The 19,446-nt window shown below is 65.0% G+C and carries 21 protein-coding genes; 13 read left to right on the top strand and 8 right to left on the bottom strand.

Annotated features, from left to right (window positions below; all coding sequences use genetic code 11):
• From V6M50_RS01615 to V6M50_RS01600, 4 genes are all read left to right on the top strand, one after another.
• Nucleotides 1-1,335, top strand: coding sequence for an outer membrane protein assembly factor BamB family protein (locus tag V6M50_RS01615; protein ID WP_332816786.1), 1,335 nt, complete (start codon nucleotides 1-3; stop codon nucleotides 1,333-1,335).
• Nucleotides 1,336-1,383: 48 nt separating this feature from the next.
• Nucleotides 1,384-2,772, top strand: coding sequence for a ribosome biogenesis GTPase Der (gene der, locus V6M50_RS01610; RefSeq protein ID WP_332816785.1), 1,389 nt, complete (start codon nucleotides 1,384-1,386; stop codon nucleotides 2,770-2,772).
• A complete protein-coding gene (locus V6M50_RS01605; protein ID WP_332816784.1) occupies nucleotides 2,762-2,989 on the top strand; it encodes a sulfurtransferase TusA family protein in 228 nt (75 codons plus the stop codon). Before der ends, V6M50_RS01605 begins: the two co-directional genes overlap by 11 nt.
• Before the next feature lie 116 nt (nucleotides 2,990-3,105).
• A complete protein-coding gene (locus tag V6M50_RS01600; RefSeq protein ID WP_332816783.1) occupies nucleotides 3,106-3,510 on the top strand; it encodes an Hpt domain-containing protein in 405 nt (134 codons plus the stop codon).
• Here V6M50_RS01600 and V6M50_RS01595 read toward each other — a convergent pair.
• Nucleotides 3,504-4,757, bottom strand: a complete 1,254-nt coding sequence (locus V6M50_RS01595; protein ID WP_332816782.1) for a DUF418 domain-containing protein — start codon at nucleotides 4,755-4,757, stop codon at nucleotides 3,504-3,506. The two genes, V6M50_RS01600 and V6M50_RS01595, sit on opposite strands and share 7 nt — an antisense overlap.
• A 127-nt stretch (nucleotides 4,758-4,884) precedes the next feature.
• Here V6M50_RS01595 and V6M50_RS01590 point away from each other — a divergent pair, with 127 nt between their 5' ends.
• A complete protein-coding gene (locus V6M50_RS01590) occupies nucleotides 4,885-5,664 on the top strand; it encodes a Coq4 family protein (protein ID WP_332816781.1) in 780 nt (259 codons plus the stop codon).
• A 98-nt stretch (nucleotides 5,665-5,762) separates the two neighbouring features.
• Here V6M50_RS01590 and V6M50_RS01585 read toward each other — a convergent pair whose 3' ends face one another.
• From V6M50_RS01585 to V6M50_RS01565, 5 genes are all read right to left on the bottom strand, one after another.
• On the bottom strand, nucleotides 5,763-6,164 hold the full coding sequence (locus V6M50_RS01585; RefSeq protein WP_332816780.1) for a hypothetical protein: 402 nt from the start codon (nucleotides 6,162-6,164) through the stop codon (nucleotides 5,763-5,765).
• Nucleotides 6,164-6,901, bottom strand: coding sequence for a DUF72 domain-containing protein (locus V6M50_RS01580; protein ID WP_332816779.1), 738 nt, complete (start codon nucleotides 6,899-6,901; stop codon nucleotides 6,164-6,166). The genes V6M50_RS01585 and V6M50_RS01580 overlap by 1 nt, the downstream gene beginning before the upstream one ends.
• Before the next feature lie 24 nt (nucleotides 6,902-6,925).
• Entirely contained in the window at nucleotides 6,926-9,181 is a 2,256-nt protein-coding gene (purL, locus tag V6M50_RS01575; RefSeq protein WP_332816778.1) for a phosphoribosylformylglycinamidine synthase subunit PurL, read from the bottom strand.
• Between the two features lie 82 nt (nucleotides 9,182-9,263).
• A complete protein-coding gene (locus tag V6M50_RS01570; RefSeq protein WP_332816777.1) occupies nucleotides 9,264-9,560 on the bottom strand; it encodes a hypothetical protein in 297 nt (98 codons plus the stop codon).
• Nucleotides 9,561-9,690: 130 nt separating this feature from the next.
• The gene (locus V6M50_RS01565) at nucleotides 9,691-10,353 is read right to left on the bottom strand and encodes a hypothetical protein (RefSeq protein ID WP_332816776.1); all 663 of its coding nucleotides are present in this window, start codon (nucleotides 10,351-10,353) and stop codon (nucleotides 9,691-9,693) included.
• A gap of 82 nt (nucleotides 10,354-10,435) precedes the next feature.
• Between V6M50_RS01565 and V6M50_RS01560 the strand changes: the two genes are divergently transcribed.
• The 5 genes from V6M50_RS01560 (at nucleotide 10,436) to queA (ending at nucleotide 14,124) form a co-directional block, all read left to right on the top strand.
• Nucleotides 10,436-10,711 (top strand): exodeoxyribonuclease VII small subunit, encoded by a 276-nt coding sequence (locus tag V6M50_RS01560; RefSeq protein ID WP_332816775.1) that lies wholly within the window; start codon nucleotides 10,436-10,438, stop codon nucleotides 10,709-10,711.
• Between the two features lie 72 nt (nucleotides 10,712-10,783).
• Nucleotides 10,784-11,638, top strand: a complete 855-nt coding sequence (locus V6M50_RS01555; protein WP_443030467.1) for a polyprenyl synthetase family protein — start codon at nucleotides 10,784-10,786, stop codon at nucleotides 11,636-11,638.
• Complete coding sequence (gene coaD, locus V6M50_RS01550) at nucleotides 11,638-12,144, top strand: pantetheine-phosphate adenylyltransferase (RefSeq protein WP_332816773.1); 507 nt, start codon at nucleotides 11,638-11,640, stop codon at nucleotides 12,142-12,144. Before V6M50_RS01555 ends, coaD begins: the two co-directional genes overlap by 1 nt.
• Nucleotides 12,145-12,231: 87 nt before the next feature.
• Nucleotides 12,232-13,035, top strand: coding sequence for a peptidylprolyl isomerase (locus V6M50_RS01545; RefSeq protein WP_332816772.1), 804 nt, complete (start codon nucleotides 12,232-12,234; stop codon nucleotides 13,033-13,035).
• A gap of 36 nt (nucleotides 13,036-13,071) precedes the next feature.
• The gene (gene queA, locus V6M50_RS01540) at nucleotides 13,072-14,124 is read left to right on the top strand and encodes a tRNA preQ1(34) S-adenosylmethionine ribosyltransferase-isomerase QueA (protein WP_332816771.1); all 1,053 of its coding nucleotides are present in this window, start codon (nucleotides 13,072-13,074) and stop codon (nucleotides 14,122-14,124) included.
• A 15-nt stretch (nucleotides 14,125-14,139) separates the two neighbouring features.
• On the opposite strand, the gene V6M50_RS01535 is transcribed toward queA, so the two are convergent.
• The gene (locus V6M50_RS01535) at nucleotides 14,140-14,805 is read right to left on the bottom strand and encodes a helix-turn-helix domain-containing protein (protein ID WP_332816770.1); all 666 of its coding nucleotides are present in this window, start codon (nucleotides 14,803-14,805) and stop codon (nucleotides 14,140-14,142) included.
• Nucleotides 14,806-15,111: 306 nt separating this feature from the next.
• On the opposite strand from V6M50_RS01535, the gene V6M50_RS01530 reads away from it, so the two are divergent.
• The 3 genes from V6M50_RS01530 to tgt all read left to right on the top strand — a co-directional run bounded on the left by V6M50_RS01530 (nucleotide 15,112) and on the right by tgt (nucleotide 19,139).
• The gene (locus V6M50_RS01530) at nucleotides 15,112-17,286 is read left to right on the top strand and encodes a putative bifunctional diguanylate cyclase/phosphodiesterase (protein WP_332816769.1); all 2,175 of its coding nucleotides are present in this window, start codon (nucleotides 15,112-15,114) and stop codon (nucleotides 17,284-17,286) included.
• Nucleotides 17,287-17,344: 58 nt separating this feature from the next.
• Complete coding sequence (locus tag V6M50_RS01525; protein WP_332816768.1) at nucleotides 17,345-17,833, top strand: hemerythrin domain-containing protein; 489 nt, start codon at nucleotides 17,345-17,347, stop codon at nucleotides 17,831-17,833.
• Nucleotides 17,834-18,017: 184 nt separating this feature from the next.
• Nucleotides 18,018-19,139: a tRNA guanosine(34) transglycosylase Tgt gene (tgt, locus tag V6M50_RS01520; protein ID WP_332816767.1), complete on the top strand. Its 1,122-nt coding sequence runs from the start codon at nucleotides 18,018-18,020 to the stop codon at nucleotides 19,137-19,139.
• Nucleotide 19,140: 1 nt separating this feature from the next.
• Here tgt and V6M50_RS01515 read toward each other — a convergent pair whose 3' ends face one another.
• Nucleotides 19,141-19,311: a NepR family anti-sigma factor gene (locus V6M50_RS01515; RefSeq protein ID WP_332816766.1), complete on the bottom strand. Its 171-nt coding sequence runs from the start codon at nucleotides 19,309-19,311 to the stop codon at nucleotides 19,141-19,143.
• Between the last annotated feature and the right edge of the window lie 135 nt (nucleotides 19,312-19,446).

Genomic DNA, 19,446 nt, shown 5'->3' with positions numbered 1-19,446 from the left:
ATGCTGAAACGGCATTATGGAATTACCGCGGCGCTGCTGGCGCTGCCGCTCGCGGGCTGCGGCGTGCTCAAGGGCGATGGCGGACCGAAGACCCCGACCGTGGGCGATCGCGTGTCGATCCTGTCCAACGACAACAGCGTCAAGGTCGATCCGGCTACTGCGGGAATCGCGGTCGTGCTGCCCGAACCGGCGGTCAACGCCGCCTGGTCGCAATCGGGCGGCAATGCGTCGAAATCGATGGGCCATCCGGCGTTGGGCGCGACGCGCACCCAGCTGTGGCAGGCCGACATTGCCGGCAGCACGAACAAGCAGCGGCTTGCCGCGTCGCCGGTCATCGCCGACAACCGGTTGTTCGTTGTCGGCACCGATGCCGTCGTCTCGGCCTTTGCCGCCGACACCGGCGCGAAGCTGTGGAGCGTGCCGATCGGCAGCACGGGTAAGGATTTCAAGGATTCGCTGTTCGGCGGCGGCGCCGGGGTCGACGGAAATGTCGTCTATGCGACCAGCGGCGCTGGCGATGTTGCCGCGCTGAACGTCGCCGACGGGTCGGTGATCTGGAAGGTGAAGCCTTCGGGCCCGCTGCGCGGCGCGCCGACGATTGCGTTCGGCGGCGTCTATGTGATCAGCCAGGACAACCAGATTTTTGCGCTCAACGCGGCCAATGGCGCGGTGCAGTGGCAGGCGACGGCGTCGATGGAGCCGGGCAGCGTGTTTGGCGCCGCGTCGCCGGCGGCCGGCCAGGGGACGATCGTTGCCGGCTTCTCGTCGGGCGAAGTCCAGGCTTATCGCTACGAAAACGGCCGTGATCTATGGGAAGACGCGCTGGCGCGCACGTCGATGGCGCTGTCGGTGTCGACCCTCACCGACGTCGATGCCGATCCGGTCGTCGACAATGGCCGCGTCTTCGCACTCGGTCAGGGTGGCCGCATGGCGAGCTATGAATTGCTCACCGGCCAGCGTAGCTGGGAAATCTCGATCGCGGGCATTTCGACGCCCTATGTCGTCGGCCAATGGGTCTATGCGATGACCGACGACGGCAAGCTGCTGTGCGTCGCGCGCTCGTCGGGCAAGGTTCGCTGGCTCCAGCAGCTCGCGCGTTTCCGTGTCGAAACCGAGAAGAAGAAAAAGGATCCGATCCGCTGGACCGGGCCGATTCTTGCGGGCGGGCGGCTGATTTCGGTCAACAGCGAAGGGACGTTGTCCGAATTTTCGCCGACCGACGGATCGCTGCTGGCCTCGACCGAGTTCAAGACGCCATTGTCGCAGTCCCCGGTGGTTGCGAACAATGTTTTGTATATCTTGGCAGACGACGGGCGCATCACGGCCTGGCGCTGACAAGCGTCCGGGCCGGGGCGGCCCGGATAGATACAGGGATTAAGTTTCATGTCGCGATTTGCGACGATCGCCATTGTTGGCCGCCCCAATGTGGGCAAATCGACGCTGTTCAACCGGCTGGTCGGCAAGCGCCTCGCGCTCGTCGATGATCAGCCTGGGGTAACGCGCGACCGGCGCGAGGGCGATGGCAAGCTGCTCGGGCTCGAATTCCGCATTGTCGATACCGCAGGCTTCGAGGATTATGACGCGGCGACGCTTCCCGGCCGGATGCGCGTGCAAACCGAAAAAGCGGTGCGAGAGGCTGACGCGGCGCTGTTCATGATCGATGGCCGTGCCGGCGTGACCCCGCTCGACGAGGAAATCGCGCGCTGGCTGCGCAGCGAGGACACGCCGATCATCCTCGTCGTCAACAAGGCCGAGGGGAAGCAGGGCGAAAACGGCCTGATGGAATCCTATTCGCTCGGCTTCGACAATCCGATCGCGCTCAGTGCCGAGCATGGCGATGGGATCGTCGAACTGTTCGACGCGCTGCGCCCGATCGTCGACGGTTTCGACGCCGCCGCGTTCGAGGCGCTACCGCCGCCGGTTGAGGGCGAGGAGGACGAAGACGCTCCGCTCGGCCCGATGAAGCTGGCGATCGTCGGGCGCCCGAATGCGGGCAAATCGACGCTCATCAACCGCATGATCGGCGAGGATCGCCTGATCACCGGGCCCGAGGCCGGGATTACCCGCGATTCGATCCGCGTCGACTGGCAGTGGGAAAAGGACGGCGAGGTCCACGAGATCCAGCTGTTCGACACCGCGGGCATGCGCAAGCGCGCCAAGGTGCAGGACAAGCTGGAGAAATTGTCGGTCGCCGACGCGCTCCACGCGGTCGACTTCGCCGAAGTCGTCGTGTTGCTGCTCGACGCCACCAAGGGGCTCGAGTCGCAGGATCTGCACATCGCCGACAGGGTGTTGCAGGAAGGCCGTGCGCTGATCGTCGCGCTCAACAAATGGGACGTCGCCGAAGATCCCTCGTCGCTGTTCAACGGTGTGCGCACCGCGCTCGAGGATGGGCTCAGCCAGGTCAAGGGCGTGCCGGTGCTCAGCATTTCGGGCGCGACCGGCAAGGGGATCGACACCCTCGTTCGCGTCGCCTTCGAACAGCGCGCGATCTGGACCAATCGCGTTTCGACCGCGAAGCTCAACCGCTGGTTCGAAAACGCGGTCGAAACCAATCCGCCGCCGGCGCCGGGCGGCAAGCGGATCAAGCTGCGCTACATTACACAGGCGCGCACGCGGCCGCCGACCTTCGTCGTGTTCGGGACCCGGACCGACAGCTTGCCCGGAAGCTACACGCGCTATCTGGTCAACGGGATGCGCAAGGAACTGGGGTTCCAGGGCGTCCCGGTGCGCCTCAATTTCCGCAATTCGCGCAATCCCTATGACGAGTGACGCGTCGACGGTTATCGTCGATGCACGCGGCATGCGCTGCCCCTGGCCTGCACTGCGGCTGGCGCGCGCGATGCGCGGCGCGGCGGATGTTCTGCTGATCGCCGACGACCCGCAGGCCGACCGCGAAGTCACGGCGCTCGCGGCCGAGCACGGCTGGCTGGTCGAGGCCGATGCGGCGTCTGCTGATGCGGGACGCTGGCGCGTTCGCCGCCGCTGACCTAAAACGGGGCGGCTTTTGTCGTGGGGCGGCTTCGACCGTAACGTCTTTTTTACCGAACTTGGGCATGGATCGGTTGGGACCACGGCCGAATTTGAACACCAAGGGACAGAACATTGGACGAAATCCTGGTCGATTGGGATGAATTTCGCGCAACGCGCACCCAGCTGGGTGCCGCGTTTGTCCGAATTCTCGGCTATTTTCGCGAGGACGGCACCAAATCGGTGGCCGCGATCGAAGAGGCGATGCGCGCCCGCGATGCGCGCGGCCTCGTCATGCCCGCGCACACGCTGAAAAGCGAAGCCCGCCAGTTCGGCGGCGAAAAGCTGGGCGCGCTCGCCGAGGATATCGAGATGTTCGCCCGCCACTGCGTCGAAAGCCAGATCAGCCCCGAGGAATATCTGCCGCGCGTCGTCGAACTGCGTCGGCTGTTCGAGGAGACGCTCAGCGCGCTGGAGCGCGAAGCGAACCCGCTCGTTCAGCGCCGTCCGGCAGGTTTCGGCCGCGCCGTCGGTTACTGAGCCGCAGCAGCCTTCCGCATCGGCTGCAGCGATCCGCGCGCGAGGCTGCGCCACAGCCATTCGAGCGGGCCATAGCGGAAGCGTTCGAGCCACGGCTTTGACCACAGCAGCATGACGGCCCACATGCCGGCGCAAAAAAGATAGAGCGTCCAGCGATCGACCGCGCCGAACAGCCCCAGCCCATAGCCATAGAAGATCGTGGTCATCACGATGCTGGTGCCGAGATAGTTGGAAAAGGCCATCTGCCCTGCCGCCGCGACGCGCGCGAGCCAGGCGCTGGCGCCGGCGCGCTGGATCAGCAACAGGATCAGCGCGGCATAGGCGATCGTCATCATCAGCCGCCCCGGTCCCGACCAGGCCATGAAGGCATTGACCGCGACGAGATAGTCAAAGCCGGCGCGCCACTGGAGCCATCCCACCACTATGGTAAGCAGCAGCCCCGGCGGCAGCCAGCGCAAGGCGGTCCGCCGATAGTCGGCCGCCGCCCACGCGCCGGTCAGGAAGCCGCTGCGGAACAGGGCCATGCCCAGCATCATCAACGGCAGCGTTTCGAGGAGCGACATCAGCACCATGATCAGCGGATTGGCGGCATTGCCGAGCCGCTCGTCCAGGATCGGCCGATAGGGGCCGCGATACAGCGCCAGCTCCTCAGGGACTTCGCTGTCGATCTTGGCATATTCGTCGCGCACCTCGCGGCCGGCTTCGGTCATCGACGAGGCGGGGTCATCGGCGGCGCTCGCGACCGCAAGCTGTGCGCCGAAGAAGAGCGAGGTCAAGACAACACCGAGGGTGAAAAGGCCGAGCGCCCATTTAATCAGCCGGCGCGCTTCCCACTTGCGAAAGCCGAAGGCGATGCAGCCGACGCTCGCATAGAGGAACAAGATGTCGCCCCACCAGATGAAGAAATAATGGCAGAGGCCGAACACCGCGAGCCATGCCATGCGGCGATAATGGACCGTTGCCGGCTTTTGCCCGCCCGCCTCGGCGCGATCGATGATCAAGAGCATGCTTGCCCCGAACAGGATCGAGAACAGCCCGCGCATCTTGCCGTCGAACAGCAGGAAGCCAAGCGCCCAGCCGGCGATGTCCGACGGCGTCTCGCCGCCATAGGCCTTGGGCGAGACATAAGCCATTTCGGGCATTGCAAAGGCGACGATGTTCATCGCCAATATGCCCATCACGGCAAAGCCGCGCAGCGCGTCGAGGGTGATGAGCCGGTCCGGCTTTGTCTGGTTGATTTCGCTCATATGCCCTCCACTGTATTATATGCCTATTACAGTCGATGCGCTACGCGGTCCAGCGATTAAGTCATTATTGACATCTATGTCAGTAGTGGTAGATGGAGAGCATCAACTGATTCGAACGAGGCCAACCATGACCCCGACCATCTTCTCCCATCCCGACCGCAAGCCGCAGAAGTTCCGCCCGTTCAAGGCGTTCCAGCACTTCCGCAAGCTCATCAAGGACAAGGAAGACACCGAACAGGTCTTCCACATCTTCGAGAATTTGCCGCGCAAGGGCTTCATGGACGACGCGCGCGCCTTCGTCGAAAGCGAGAAGGGCCAGCGGCTGATGGCGAGCGAGCCCTATCTGCCCGACCTGCTCGACGACCATGCATGGATCGACCAGCTTCCCGAAGGCAGCGTCGGCCACGCCTACGTCACCTTCATGCGCCGCGAAGGCCTGTCGGCCGCCGGCCTCGTCGCCGAGGCCGACAAGATGGGCCGCCCCAAGTTCGACGACCAAGTGCAATGGTATTCCAACCGCCTGCGCGACACGCACGACCTGTTCCACATTCTGACCGGCTATGGCCGCGATGCGCTCGGCGAACAGTGCGTTCTCGGCTTCACCTATGGCCAGACGGGCAATTACGGCAATTTCTTCATCGCCTATGCCGGTGGCTATGAGGTGAAGCGCGGCGTCAAGGCCAATGCGCCGGTGATGGGCGCGATCCGCCAGGGCCAGCGCCACGGCAAGGCGTCGCAGGCGATCATCGAGCAGGACATCCGCTCGCTGCTCGCCGAACCGCTCGAAGCCGCGCGTGCGCGGTTGGGGATCGGCAAGCCGACGCTGTATGAGGAAGCCCACCGCGCGTATCGCAACCGTGGTATCGATCCGTACAACTTCCTCGCTTCGCAGGCGGTAGCGGCCTGATCTCCTTTGTCTCGTCATCTCGGCGAAGGCCGGGATCTCGATGGTGCGTTGGGATGCGACGGCGAGACCCCGGCTTTCGCCGGGGTGACGAAAAGGGGCTAACGCAGTTCCTTCCGGATCATCAGCTTCAGTCCCGACCAGATCGCGTCGACCGCGCAGACCTTTACGTCGACCCAGCCCATCGGCAGACAAATCTCGCGGATGACATCCTCGGTGATGTCGGTCGGGACTTTCGATGCCTTCTTGGGCCAGCTGACCCAGACGAACCCGGCGGGGGCGATCGGCGTGCGCAGCTCCGCCAGCAGGCGTTCGAGTTCGGTGCGGTCGACCGTGAAGATATGCGCAGCGTCGATGCCCCGTTCGGGCGCGCCGCGTTCGTCGAGCGCGATCGCGCCGATCTCGGCACGCACGCTTTCGGGCATCGCGTGGAACCAGACGACCTGCCCGTCCTTCAACGACAGCTTTTTCGCGAGCGGGGTACCCGAATAGCCGCTGGCCATTAGCCCAGCCGGGCGATCAGCGCCTGCGCCGCCGCCGGATTGCGGACCTTCGCGCCGGCGATGAAGAAGATATAGACGTCGCGGTCGCCCTTTGCCCAGTCGCGGACTTGCTTGGCCCAAGCGTCGAGCGCCTTGTCGTCATAGCCGGTTTCGACATCCTCCCGGCTGCGTTGCAAGCGCGCGTAGGTGAAATCGGCGGTCTGTTCGTCGATGCAGGGGAATTCGTCGCTGTCGGCGAAGACGATCGCCATGTTGCGTTCGCGCACCATGTCGACGAAGGCCTGATCGCGAAAACTTTCGTGCCGCACCTCGATCGCGTGGCGCAGCGGCAGGCCGTCCTGCGTGTCGGGGAGCAGGTCGAGGAAGCCTGCGAAATCGTCGCGATCGAACTTCTTCGTCGCCATGAATTGCCAGTGGATCGGGCCGAGCCGGTCGCCGAGCCGAGTCAGGCCCTGCGTCAGGAATTTCTCGATCGATCCGGCGCCTTCGGCCAGTATCTTGCGGTTGGTCGCGAAGCGTGACGCCTTGACGCTGAACTTGAAACCGTCGGGCACCGATGCCGCCCAATTGGCGAAGGTTTCTGGCTTCTGGCTGCCATAATAGGTGCCGTTGATTTCGATGCCGGTCACATGCTGCCCGGCATATTCGAGCTCGCGCTTTTGCGCGAGTCCGGCGGGGTAGAAGGGGCCGCGCCAAGGCTCGAAGGTCCAGCCTCCGACTCCGACATAGATACTCATCGGCCCCTCTCTTTCATGAAGACGTCAGGCGAGCGCCGCGTCGGCTCCCATCAAGGTGGGGAAGAAACCCTCATGCGCTTCACGAAGTTCCGCGAGCGTCACCTGATGATCGCTGTCGGGAAGCTCGAAGACGATGCGGTCCTTGATCGTGCGGCCGATCGGATCGACTGGCACATCGGCGCGCCCCGCGGCGTCGAGGAAGTCGGCGAGGCAGGTGTCGCAGACGGTGACCAGATAAAGCCCCTGATCCTCACCGAAGAAGCTTTCGGCGATGCCGAAGGGCTGTTCTTCGCTGACGAGCACGCCGATGTTCGACTTCAGCGCCATTTCGGCGAGCGTCACCGCGATGCCGCCGTCGGACACGTCGTGGCAGGCGGTGATCCAGCCAGCGTTGATCGCGCCGCGGATGAAATCGCCGGTGCGCTTTTCGGCGCGCAGATCGACCGGCGGCGGCGGGCCTTCCTCGCGGCCCAAAATTTCGCGTAGCCACACCGATTGGCCGAGATGGCCGGCGCGTTCGCCGACTGCGAGCACGATGTCGCCAGTGCGCTTGAAGCCGATGCCGACCGCCTTGTTCAGGTCCTCGATAACGCCGACGCCGCCGATCGCGGGGGTGGGCAGGATCGCGCTGCCACCGCCGGTCGCCTTGGATTCGTTGTAGAGGCTGACGTTGCCCGACACGATCGGATAGTCGAGCGCGATACACGCCTGCGCCATGCCGTCGAGGCAGCCGACGATTTGGCCCATGATCTCCGGGCGCTGCGGGTTGGCAAAGTTGAGGCAATTGGTGATCGCAAGCGGCGTCGCGCCGACCGCGCTGATGTTGCGCCAGGTTTCGGCGACCGCCTGCTTGCCGCCCTCGACGGGGTCGGCATAGCAATAGCGCGGGGTGCAGTCGGTCGTCATGGCGAGCGCGCGGTTGGTGCCGTGGATACGGACGAGCGCGGCGTCGCCGCCGGTCTGCACCGTGTCGGCGCCGACCTGGCTGTCATACTGCTCCCAGATCCAGCGGCGGCTGGCGATGTCGGGGGTGCCCATCAAGGTCTTGAGATCGGCCGCGACATCCTTCGTCTCGGGGACGTTCGCCAGCGCGGGCTGCTTCGGGGTCGGCACATGCGGGCGGTCATAAAGCGGCGCGTCGTCGGCGAGCGGCGCGAGCGGAATGTCGCAGACGATCTCGCCATGGTGTTCGAGCACCATGCGGCCGGTATCGGTGACGGTGCCGATGACCGCGAAGTCGAGTTCCCATTTGTGGAAGATCGCGGCGGCGAAATCCTCGCGGCCGGGCTTCAGCACCATGAGCATGCGTTCCTGCGATTCGGACAGCATCATCTCATACGCCGTCATGCCGGTTTCGCGCTGCGGCACGTCGTCCATCTTGAGGTGGAGGCCGACGCCGCCCTTCGACGCCATCTCGACCGACGAGGAGGTGAGGCCCGCGGCGCCCATGTCCTGGATCGCGACGATCGCGTCCGACGCCATCAGTTCGAGGCACGCCTCGATCAGCAGCTTTTCGGTGAAGGGGTCGCCGACCTGCACCGTCGGGCGCTTTTCCTCGGCATCCTCGCCGAAGTCGGTCGAGGCCATCGTCGCGCCGTGGATGCCGTCGCGGCCGGTCTTCGAGCCGACATAGACGATCGGATTGCCAACGCCCGATGCGGCCGAATAGAAGATCTTGTCCTGCTCGGCGACGCCGACGGTCATCGCGTTGACGAGGATGTTGCCGTCATAGGCCTTGTGGAAATTGACCTCGCCGCCGACTGTCGGCACGCCGACGCAATTGCCGTAACCGCCGATGCCGTGGACGACGCCCGAGATGAGATGCTTCATCTTCGGATGGTCGGGACGGCCAAAGCGCAGCGCGTTGAGGTTCGCGACCGGGCGCGCGCCCATCGTGAACACATCGCGCAGGATGCCGCCGACGCCGGTTGCCGCGCCCTGATAGGGTTCGATATACGACGGGTGGTTGTGGCTCTCCATCTTGAAGATCGCGGCGAGCTTCTTGCCGCCTTCGCCGGTGCCGATGTCGATCACGCCGGCATTCTCGCCGGGGCCGCAGATCACCCACGGCGCTTCGGTGGGCAGTTTCTTCAAATGGAGGCGCGAGCTTTTATAGCTGCAATGCTCGGACCACATGACCGAGAAGATGCCGAGTTCGACAAGGTTCGGCTCGCGCCCGAGCGCGTGCAGGACGCGCTCATATTCTTCCGGAGACAGGCCGTGTTCGGCAACGATCTCGGGGGTGATGACGGAGGCGGGCGCGGTTGCGGTCTGAGTCATGGCGCGCCTTTAGCCGCGTGCGCGCGATAGGAACAGACCCCATGATGCGAAAAGCACCATGGGGTCTGCGGTCGGAGAGGGTTTAGCGCGAGGCGAGCGCGGTTGCCGGCCTGGTAAGCGGTTCGACGTCGCGCAGCGCGAAGCTGACCTGCTGCGTTCCGACGGTGCCGCGGACGCGGTGGGTTCCGACGCGCAGCGTGAACGGTTTGCCGGTGCGCTCCTCGACGCCGCTGATCACGCGCGTGTCGCCGACCTTGGTGACGGTATAGCTGTAGGTGATGCCTTCATGTTCGAAACGCTGCGTCGCGGTGTCCTGGGCATAGGCGATGGCGGGTGCCAGCGCGAGCAGGCCGAGGGCGGGAAGAATGATCTTTTTCATGATGCAAGTCCTTGTTGCCTAAACAAAACTTGCCTTTACGCCCCTCTCTCTTGTGCAGTGCACCATGACGCGCGGGGCGCGCGTCAGCAATTGCAAAAAATCGAAACGCGATTGCGCCGGATCGAGGGGGTCAGGTGGCGAGCCGTGCCAGCGGCCGGCGATTGGTGCCCGCCCATGCTGCCGTTCCGGCGAGCACCGCATAGGCGGCGAGCATCGTTGCCGGAATCGCCAGCGAATAAACCGGCTCTTTCGGCCCGAACCAGTCGACCGCCTGCACGGTGGCGAGCAGCGCCGCGAGCATCCACAACCGCCGGTCGCCCGTCGGTGCCTGTGTGCGCCGCATATAATAGAGGAATGCCCCACCGATCAGCAGGGCCTCCAGCGGCATCGCGACCAGCGGATGGTTCCACAGCCCGAGCCCGAGCTTGGGCGGCGCACCGAACAGCGTGAGGTCGGGAATATGGACCAGAAGGTCGATGAACCAGTGCGAGACGACGACCAGTGCCGCGCCGATCGCGGCTTCGCGGCGTTTCGTCGCGGCCCACACGAGGGCGCCGAAAACTCCAGCCCATATCGCGGTGCCGAGCAGGCTGTGCGTATAGGGCATATGATGGAGATCCATCGGGTTCATCGCGGTGATGCCGGGTTCGATCCGCATCGCCTCGATCCCCGGAACCAGCAACGCAGCAAAGCCGATGTCGACGAGCTGCGCCGCGACGAACAGCGTCCCGAGCCCCGCCGCCTTTGGGCGGGCCGCGACGATCAGCGGCGGGGCGAAATGGCCGATGAACATCAGGCGAACCTATCGTGGCAGGGGGCGACGTCAAGCTTGACCGCACTTGACCACGGGGGGGCGAACGGGCCAAAGCAGGGGCATGACGGATACCCCCGACACCGCTGCCGCGCCTGCCCCGGAAGCTATCATCGCCTCGCTCTCGTTCGAAGCCGCGATGGGCGAACTCGAAACGATCGTGCGGCGGCTTGAAAGCGGCGATGTCAGCCTCGAGGAATCGGTGGCGCTTTATGAGCGCGGCCATGCGCTGCGCGGGCATTGCGAGGCGCGGCTCGCCGCGGCACAGGCGCGCATCGAACAGGTCAGCCTGGGCGCCGATGGCCGGCCGGCGGGAACCACCCCCTTCGGCGAAAGCTGATCCATCGTGGCGTTCGCGGGCGGCGAAGTTTCGAGCGGAACGCAATTGCTCCTCAGCACCCAGGCCGAAGTCATGGCGGGGATCGACCGCCTGTTCGACCAGTTGCTGCCCGTTCCCGCCGATCCGCGCGGGCCGCTCTACGAAGCGATGCGCCACGCCGCGATCGCCGGCGGCAAGCGGCTCCGCCCCTTGCTCGTCCGCGCCGCGGGCGACCTGTTCCATGTCGACCGGACGCTGAGCCTGCGCGTTGGGGCTGCGGTTGAGGCAATGCACGTCTATTCGCTGATCCACGACGATTTGCCGTGCATGGACGATGACGACATGCGCCGCGGCAAGCCGACGGTGCACAAGGCCTATGACGAGGCGACCGCGGTGCTCGCGGGCGATTCGCTCCACGCGCTCGCCTTCGAATGGCTGTGCGACCCGGTGACGAGCGCCGATCCGTTCGTGCGCGGCGAGCTGTGCTGCGAACTCGCGCGTGCCGCGGGGCCCGCGGGCATGGCGGGCGGGCAGATGATGGACCTTGCCGCCGAGACCGCGAATTTCGACCTGCCGACCGTGACGCGGCTGCAACAGCTCAAGACCGGGGCGCTGATCGCCTTTTCGGTCGAGGCGGGCGCGATCCTCGCGCGCATCCCGCCCGAGGGACGCGCACCGCTGCGCGCCTATTCGCGCGACATCGGTCTCGCGTTCCAGATCGCCGACGACATCATGGACGTCGAGGGCGACGAGGTGCTCGCCGGCAAGGCGCTGCACAAGGACGACGCCGCGGGCAAGGCGACCTTCGTCACGTTGATGGGGATCGAACGCGCGCGCGAACAGGCGACCGCGCTGGTCGAACAGGCGATCGGGCATTTGTCGAATTTTGGCGAAGAGGCGGCGCTGCTGCGCGCGATCGCACGCTATGTGGTGGAAAGGGACCGTTGATGCGCATTGGGGTCTATCCCGGGACGTTCGACCCGATCACGCTCGGGCATATGGACATCATCCGCCGCGGCGCGAAGCTGGTCGACCGGTTGGTCATCGGCGTGACGACCAACATTACGAAGTCGCCGATGTTCGATGACGATGAGCGTATCGACATGGTGAAGGCCGAGGTTGCGTCCATCGATGGCGACATCCGTGTTGTCGGTTTCAATGCGCTGCTGATGGACTTTGCCGAGCGCGAGGGGGCGAACATGATCGTGCGCGGCCTGCGCGCCGTCGCCGACTTCGAATATGAATATCAGATGGCGGGGATGAACCAGCAGTTGAACGACCGGATCGAAACGGTGTTCCTGATGGCCGACGTTGGACTCCAGCCGATCGCGTCGCGACTGGTCAAGGAAATCGCGATCTTTGGCGGCGACATCCGCAAATTCGTCACCCCCGCGGTGCGCGAGGCGGTGGTGGCGCGCATCGCCGAGCGGGGCCTTCTTCAGGGCGAGCGCTGACACCCGATCATTGAGCGTTCAGCTTTTTCCCGCTAGGGCGCGCCGAACAGGGCGCGAGTTCAATTTCTTTATAGAGGCCGATCCAGCATGAAATTTTCCTTCCGCCCCATGATTTTCGCGGCGATGGCGTTCGGTCTCGCGGCTTCGGCCGTCGCGCAGGAAGCGCCGCCGGCGCCCTCGCCGGCACCCGACCAAAGCCAGCCCGCGCCGCCGGTGGAGGCACCGCCCACGCCGCCGGTCGAAACACCGACCGCACCCGCGGCGGCCGACGGCACGCCCGCGGTGGAACCCCCCGTGATACCGGCGATGGCCGCCGACCAATATATGGGCAAACCCGAATATATGCTCAATATCGACCTTTCGACGGGTGGCCGGGTCGTGATCCAGCTCTATCCCAATGTCGCGCCGAACCATGTCGAGCGGCTGAAGCAGCTCGCGCGCGCGGGCTTTTACGACGGGATCAAGTTCCACCGCGTGATCGACGGCTTCATGGCGCAGACGGGCGACCCGACCGCGACCGGGCAGGGCGGATCCCAGCTTCCCGATTTGAAGGCCGAATTCAACGTGACCCCGCACCTGCGCGGCACGTTGTCGATGGCGCGCGCCGAGAGCGAGGACAGCGCCAACAGCCAGTTCTTCATCATGCTCCAGCCGCGTTTTGCGCTCGACCGCCGCTACACCGCCTTCGGCCGCGTCGTGTCGGGCATGCAATATGTCGATGCGATCCAGAAGGGTGAGCCGCCCGCGGTAATGTCGCGCATGGTCCAGGTATCGGTCGCGGCCGACAACAAGCCGGTCCCGCCGGCTTCGATGCTGACCGAGGCGGTCCCCGCGCCGCCGCGCGCCGCCGAAATCACCGCCGACCAGCTCAACGCCCCGATCAAGCAGTAAGCGCGGAGACGCGCCCGCCAGGATCTGACCCTCGCCATGCGCGTCGACGCCTTCGATTTCGATCTCCCCAACGAACGGATTGCATTGCGTCCGGCGCGGCCGCGCGACGCGGCGCGGATGCTCGTTGTCGACGACGGCAAGATTACCGACGCCGGGGTCGCGGACCTGCCGACGTGGCTGCGCCCCGGCGACTGTCTCGTCTTCAACGACACCCGCGTCATCCCCGCGCAGCTCGAAGGACGGCGGGGAGACGCGAAGATCGGCGCGACGCTGCACAAGCGCATCGACCTTCGCCGCTGGCAGGCGTTCGTCCGCAACGCGAAGCGGCTGCGCGTCGGCGAGACGGTTGATTTCGGTTCGGGGGTCGAGGCGCTGGCCGAGGAGCGGCTCGCCGACGGCAGCTTCGTCTTGGCCTTTGGCGGCTATGAGCCGGTCGAGATATTGCTCGAACGCGCGGGCACGATGCCGCTGCCGCCCTATATCGCGGGCAAGCGTGCCACCGACGCCGCCGACCGCGCCGATTACCAGACGATGTTCGCGCGCGAAGATGGTGCGGTCGCAGCGCCGACCGCCGCGCTGCACTTCACGCCCGGTCTTCTCGAAGCGCTGGCCGCGGCGGGGGTCGCGAACGAAACGCTGACGTTGCACGTCGGCGCCGGAACCTTCCTGCCCGTGAAGGCCGACGACACCGAAGACCATGTCATGCACGCCGAATGGGGGCGGGTCGAGGCGGAGACCGCCGCGCGGCTGAACGCGGTGCGCGGGGCGGGCGGCCGGGTCATCGCGGTCGGCACCACCAGCCTGCGCCTGCTCGAAAGCGCGGCGGCGGACGATGGCACGATTACGGCTTTTGCGGGCGACACCGCGATATTCATCACCCCCGGCTATCGCTTCAAGGCGATCGACGGGCTGATGACGAATTTCCACCTGCCGCGCTCGACCTTGTTCATGCTGGTCAGCGCGCTGATGGGATTGGAGACGATGCAGGCCGCATACGCCCACGCCATAGAAATGGAATATCGCTTCTACAGCTATGGCGATGCGAGTCTGCTGCTGCCGGCGAGCGGCGCAAAGGAGCCTCTCGCCTGACAGCCGATCGCACGGCTAGATTTCGATGATGATTTTGACGTTGTCCGGGCTCACTTCGGCGGCCTTGGCGATCTGCTCCTTGGCCCGGGCCACCACGTCGCCGAGACTTTCGGGTTCATCGATTCCGAGCAATTCGGACAATTCGACGCCCAGAAGGACCGACAAAGCCTCCATCCGGCCCGCCTTGGGCCGCGCCTTGTCCTGCTCCCACGCCGAGATCGAGGGCTCGCTGACGCTGAGCTGCTTCGCGATTTTTGCCTGGGTCAACCCCTTCGCCGATCGCAGTCGCTGTAGCCGGACGCCAAAGCTCTCCCTGAGCGGCGCGTGTTCGTCGGTCATCGTGCCAGTCTCGGGTCCCACGACGCTGCGCAACTGGGCCGCGCTGAGCGTGGCGGGCGAGATTGGCGTATCGAACTGGCAGCCATAGATGCGCGTGCTGGACCAGATGACCTTGGCCCATGTCGCGCCAGCGTGCGGAAGGCTGACTTCGATCCGGTCGCCCTGCGTCAGTTCGATCTCGCTTTCGAGCAGGAGCCCGGTCGCCGAAATATTGTGCACCAGCACCTCGACTTCGACGCCGGTTGCTTTCGCGCCGTGCAATTGCAGCCGGAGCGTTCGCCGCGGGCTGCGCAGCTTACCGCCTGACCGGGCCGCCTTGTCGATATATGCGGGAATAGCCATTGCGATGGCTAGTCGGGCACGTCGGGTTAAGGAAATGTTACGAGGCCGGCAAATGCGGCAATGCGTGCGGTCGCTGCGACCGCCGGGTCGGCCGTTGATGCCCCGGCCCCGGCAAAGCGCCGGACGTTACAATGTTCATCCGGAAAATATTGTTCGCGGGCGGCCCAGGCGGGATCGGGGGTGAGCCGGATCGATGCAGTGATGCCCCCCGTCCCCCTTTATTTACATTATCTCAAGGCATTGCGAGCATAGCGGCCGAATGGTGGGGATCAGCAAGAGTTTGCATTGATGGAAGTGCCATCGCGGATGGATTTCGGGGACCAGGGGAATGATGACGTCGAAGACGGCCAGCGCAGCTTTTTCGGCATGATCGGCTCGCGTATCGGCAAACAGCGCGGTGACGCCGCAGTGATCCTGCACACCCGCGAAGCGCTGCTCCTGCTCCAGAATTACGAGGAAAGCGGCCAGGGCTGGTTCTGGTCGGCCGACGCCAAGGGGCGGCTCACCTATGTCACCGATTCGGTCGCGCGGCTCATGGGTCGGACGACCGCCAATCTGCTCGGCACGGCCTTCACCGACCTGTTCCTGCCCGTCGACAGCCATGGCGAGCGCCAGCGCACCTTGCCCTTCCTGCTCACCAAGCAGTCGAAGTTCGACGACATGCCGCTGCGCAGCGCGTTCGAGGGCGACGGTCGCTGGTGGGCGATCTCGGGCCGGCCGCAGTTCGACAGCGACGGAAAATTCACCGGTTACCGCGGAAGTGGCACCGACATCACCGAGCAGCGCCGCTCGGCCGAAGACGCGTCGCGGCTCGCACTCTATGACTCACTGACCGGACTCGCCAACCGGCTCAACATTTCGAAAAAGCTCGACACGACGCTCGCGGCCTGTTCGCAGCAGCAACGATCGTGCGCGATCATGCTGCTCGACCTCGACCGCTTCAAACAGGTCAACGACACGCTCGGCCATCCGGCGGGCGATGCGCTGCTGAAGCAGGTCGCCGAACGGCTGCTCAAGATCGTCGGCGACAAGGAAATGGTCAGCCGGCTGGGCGGCGACGAATTCCAGATCCTGCTTCCCGATATCGAGGACCGCGGCAAGCTGGGCGACATGGCGGCCGACATCATCGCCAGCCTGTCGCAGCCCTATTCGGTCGAAGGCAGCCGCTGCATCATCGGGGCGTCGGTCGGGGTCGCGATCGCGCCCTTCGATGGCCTTAGCAGTGACGATCTCGTCCGCAACGCCGACCTGGCGCTCTATGCGGCGAAGGGCAACGGCCGCGGCCGGTTCAGCTTCTATTCGAGCGACCTGCATACCGCGGCCGAAGACCGGCGCGCGCTGGAAGACGATTTGCGCGACGCGCTGGTGCGCGGCGAGATGGCGCTTGGTTATCAGCCCGTCGTCAATTCCAAGTCGAACATGGTAACCGGGGTCGAGGCGCTGATCCGCTGGACGCACCCCGAGCGCGGTCTGATTTCGCCTAGCGTGTTCATTCCGATCGCCGAGGAAGCCAATCTGATCTGGAAGATCGGCGAATGGGTGCTGCGCAAGGCGTGCGAGGATGCGGCGCGCTGGCCGGGTGACATGCGCGTCGCGGTCAACGTCTCGCCGATCCAGTTCGCGAACGAGAATTTGCCGAAGATTGTCGCCCACGCGCTCGCCGCGACCGGCCTCGCGCCCGACCGGCTGGAACTGGAAATCACCGAAAGCGTCTTCCTGGGCGATTCGGCCGAAACGAGCCGGATGTTCACGGCGCTGAAGGGGCTGGGGGTTCGCCTCGCGCTCGACGATTTCGGCACCGGCTATTCGTCGCTCGGCTATTTGCAGTCCGCGCCGTTCGACAAGATCAAGATCGACCAGAGCTTCGTGCGCGGCGCCACCGTGCCGGGCTCGCGCAACGGCGCGATCATCGCCGCGATCGTCGCGCTCGCCGAGGCGCTCGAGATGGAAACGACCGCCGAGGGCATCGAATCGCTCGACCAGCTCGACCTCATCCGCAAACTGAACGTCAGCCATGTCCAGGGCTATGTGTACAGCAAACCGGTCCCGCAGGCCGAACTGCTCGAACATGCCGAGGCCGGATCGTGGACGATCAAGCCCGCCGGCCCAGCGCGCCAGCGCAACGATCGTTTCTCGCTATTCCGCAAGGTCGGCGCGATCCACGACAACCATCGCTACAATGTCGTCATCCGCAATCTGTCGACGACCGGCGCCTTTATCGAAGGCATATTGGACGTACCGGTCGGCACTCGCTTCGTCATCGATTTCGGCGAGGGGCAGCTTGTCACCACGACCGTCCGGCGATCGATGAAACATCAGCAGGGCATCGAATTCGAACAGACGATGGTCAGCGACGGCAATGGCGGATTGTGCACGCGCCACCGCGTTTCGCCCTATCTGATCGCCGCGGCGACCCAGCCGACGACGTCGGCACTGGCGCTGCCGTCGTTCACGACGACGAGCGACTGGAAAGCGGCCTAAGGGCCACAGCCGGAACCGACCACCGCGCGAGCCGTTCTTTTCCCGAACGGAGAAGAGCATGGCCGAGACCAAAATCTTTGCGCGACTGAAAGCAGATCACGACCGCCACCGCAAATTGCTGGACCGGATCGACGACACGCACGGCGACAGCCCTGATCGCGAAAAGCTGTTCGAGACGTTCCGCGTCGAGGTGACGGCGCATGCCGCATCGGAGGAAATGTCGCTTTATGCGACGATGCTCGGCAAGCCTGATCTGCGCGACGACGCACAGCACAGCGTCGCCGAGCATAAGGAAATCGATGATCTGCTCACCGAACTTTACGAGATGGATTTCGCCTCGACCGGCTGGCTGACGCGTTTTCGCACGATGAAGCACCGCTACCTCCACCATATCGACGAGGAGGAGGAAGAAATGTTCCCCGCGGCCGAGGAAGGCCTGTCGGAGGCGAAGAAAAAGGAACTCGCGGCGATCTTCGACAAGGAAAAGCCGAAGGAAAAGGCGAAGGCGGCGGCGGACGAGCCCACGAGCGAGGATGCGGAGGAATAGTAGGATTACGCCCTCCCCTTCAGGGGAGGGCAGCGAGACTTGCGAACTTGTTCGCTAGTCGCAGCGGGTGGGGGCCATCGGCCTTGCGCAAGGCCGATGGCCCCCACCCCAACCCCTCCCCTGAAGGGGAGGGGCTTGCCTGACACCTCGACTTTCCGCCTTTCCCCCGCCATAGGCGCGCGCGATGACAAGATTCGCCTTTTCGATCGCCGCGACCGACGGCGCCGCGCGCACCGGTACGATCGCGATGCAGCGCGGCGAGATCCGTACTCCCGCCTTCATGCCCGTCGGCACCGCGGCGACGGTGAAGGCGATGCGCCCTGCCGAAGTCCGCGCGACGGGCGCCGACATCATCCTTGGCAACACCTATCATTTGATGCTGCGCCCGACCGCCGAGCGCATGGCGCGGCTGGGCGGCCTTCATAATTTCATGGGCTGGGACCGGCCGATCCTGACCGACAGCGGCGGTTACCAGGTGATGAGCCTGTCGGCGCTGACCAAGCAGAGCGAGGAGGGGGTCGCGTTCAAGAGCCATCTCGACGGCTCACGCCACATGCTGACCCCCGAACGCTCGATGGAAATCCAGCGCCTGCTCGGCAGCGATATTGTCATGGCGTTCGACGAATGCCCGCCGAACGGCGTCGACGCCAAGCGCGCGGCCCAGAGCATGGAACGCTCGATGCGCTGGGCGGCACGCAGCCGCGCGGGTTTCGACGCGGGCGAGGCGCACGCAGCGCGGTCGGCGTTGTTCGGAATCCAGCAGGGCTCGCTCGACGAAAAGCTGCGCGCGCGTTCGGCGGCGGCGCTGACCGACATCGGGTTCGACGGCTATGCGATCGGCGGGCTGGCGGTCGGCGAGGGGCAGGCGGCGATGTTCGGGGTGCTCGACTATGCGCCGGGCCAGCTGCCCGCCGACCGGCCGCGTTACCTGATGGGGGTGGGAAAGCCCGACGATCTCGTGGGCGCGGTCGCGCGCGGGGTCGACATGTTCGATTGTGTGTTGCCGACGCGGTCGGGACGCAACGGCCAGGCTTTCACCTGGGACGGCCCGATCAACATCCGCAACGCGAAATTCGCCGAGGACCAGACGCCGCTCGATGCGGCATGCAGCTGCCCCGTCTGCACGACCTGGTCGCGCGCCTATCTGCACCACCTCGTCCGCTCGGGCGAAATGCTCGGCGCGATGTTGATGACCCAGCATAATCTACATTTTTATCAGGCGTTGATGCAGGGAATGCGCGACGCGATCGCCGCGGGCCGATTCGCCGCTTTCCAGAGTGATTTCGACGCGCGCTACCGGCGTTGAATCAGTCGAGTTTGCTCAGCAAATCGAGCAGGGATTGGGGAATCGTCTCGTCGACCGTCGATTCATAGGCGCGGCGCAGAGCGCCGTTGACGTCCTGCCCCTTGGCGGAAGTTTTTTTATCCGCGTCTTTTCCGGAGGTCTCGCCGCGTGGCGAACCGGTTTTAGACGGCATTATCGGGGCATCCGCTGGACATGGGGCCTTTTGCTAACCGCGCGTACACCAAACTGCAATGGCGCGTTTGTTTCTTCCCGATGAAACTATTTTACGGCTAAATCGTTCCCTTACGTCGAAATATATCGGATGTGG

Origin of the sequence: Sphingopyxis sp. (assembly GCF_036675685.1) — a bacterium.
GTDB lineage: Bacteria > Pseudomonadota > Alphaproteobacteria > Sphingomonadales > Sphingomonadaceae > Sphingopyxis.
This window is presented reverse-complemented; position numbering and strand designations above follow the sequence as displayed.

Excerpts from the sequence above, each read along its gene's own strand:
- queA (WP_332816771.1), top strand. The coding sequence starts at position 13,072 with ATGCGCGTCGACGCCTTCGATTTCGATCTCCCCAACGAACGGATTGCA.
- V6M50_RS01525 (WP_332816768.1), top strand. The coding sequence starts at position 17,345 with ATGGCCGAGACCAAAATCTTTGCGCGACTGAAAGCAGATCACGACCGC.
- coaD (WP_332816773.1), top strand. The coding sequence starts at position 11,638 with ATGCGCATTGGGGTCTATCCCGGGACGTTCGACCCGATCACGCTCGGG.
- V6M50_RS01535 (WP_332816770.1), bottom strand. The coding sequence starts at position 14,805 with ATGGCTATTCCCGCATATATCGACAAGGCGGCCCGGTCAGGCGGTAAG.
- V6M50_RS01565 (WP_332816776.1), bottom strand. The coding sequence starts at position 10,353 with ATGTTCATCGGCCATTTCGCCCCGCCGCTGATCGTCGCGGCCCGCCCA.
- V6M50_RS01515 (WP_332816766.1), bottom strand. The coding sequence starts at position 19,311 with ATGCCGTCTAAAACCGGTTCGCCACGCGGCGAGACCTCCGGAAAAGAC.
- V6M50_RS01615 (WP_332816786.1), top strand. The coding sequence starts at position 1 with ATGCTGAAACGGCATTATGGAATTACCGCGGCGCTGCTGGCGCTGCCG.
- purL (WP_332816778.1), bottom strand. The coding sequence starts at position 9,181 with ATGACTCAGACCGCAACCGCGCCCGCCTCCGTCATCACCCCCGAGATC.
- V6M50_RS01590 (WP_332816781.1), top strand. The coding sequence starts at position 4,885 with ATGACCCCGACCATCTTCTCCCATCCCGACCGCAAGCCGCAGAAGTTC.
- V6M50_RS01605 (WP_332816784.1), top strand. The coding sequence starts at position 2,762 with ATGACGAGTGACGCGTCGACGGTTATCGTCGATGCACGCGGCATGCGC.
- V6M50_RS01595 (WP_332816782.1), bottom strand. The coding sequence starts at position 4,757 with ATGAGCGAAATCAACCAGACAAAGCCGGACCGGCTCATCACCCTCGAC.
- tgt (WP_332816767.1), top strand. The coding sequence starts at position 18,018 with ATGACAAGATTCGCCTTTTCGATCGCCGCGACCGACGGCGCCGCGCGC.
- V6M50_RS01580 (WP_332816779.1), bottom strand. The coding sequence starts at position 6,901 with ATGAGTATCTATGTCGGAGTCGGAGGCTGGACCTTCGAGCCTTGGCGC.
- V6M50_RS01555 (WP_443030467.1), top strand. The coding sequence starts at position 10,784 with ATGGCGGGGATCGACCGCCTGTTCGACCAGTTGCTGCCCGTTCCCGCC.
- V6M50_RS01560 (WP_332816775.1), top strand. The coding sequence starts at position 10,436 with ATGACGGATACCCCCGACACCGCTGCCGCGCCTGCCCCGGAAGCTATC.
- V6M50_RS01545 (WP_332816772.1), top strand. The coding sequence starts at position 12,232 with ATGAAATTTTCCTTCCGCCCCATGATTTTCGCGGCGATGGCGTTCGGT.
- V6M50_RS01530 (WP_332816769.1), top strand. The coding sequence starts at position 15,112 with ATGGATTTCGGGGACCAGGGGAATGATGACGTCGAAGACGGCCAGCGC.
- V6M50_RS01570 (WP_332816777.1), bottom strand. The coding sequence starts at position 9,560 with ATGAAAAAGATCATTCTTCCCGCCCTCGGCCTGCTCGCGCTGGCACCC.
- der (WP_332816785.1), top strand. The coding sequence starts at position 1,384 with ATGTCGCGATTTGCGACGATCGCCATTGTTGGCCGCCCCAATGTGGGC.
- V6M50_RS01585 (WP_332816780.1), bottom strand. The coding sequence starts at position 6,164 with ATGGCCAGCGGCTATTCGGGTACCCCGCTCGCGAAAAAGCTGTCGTTG.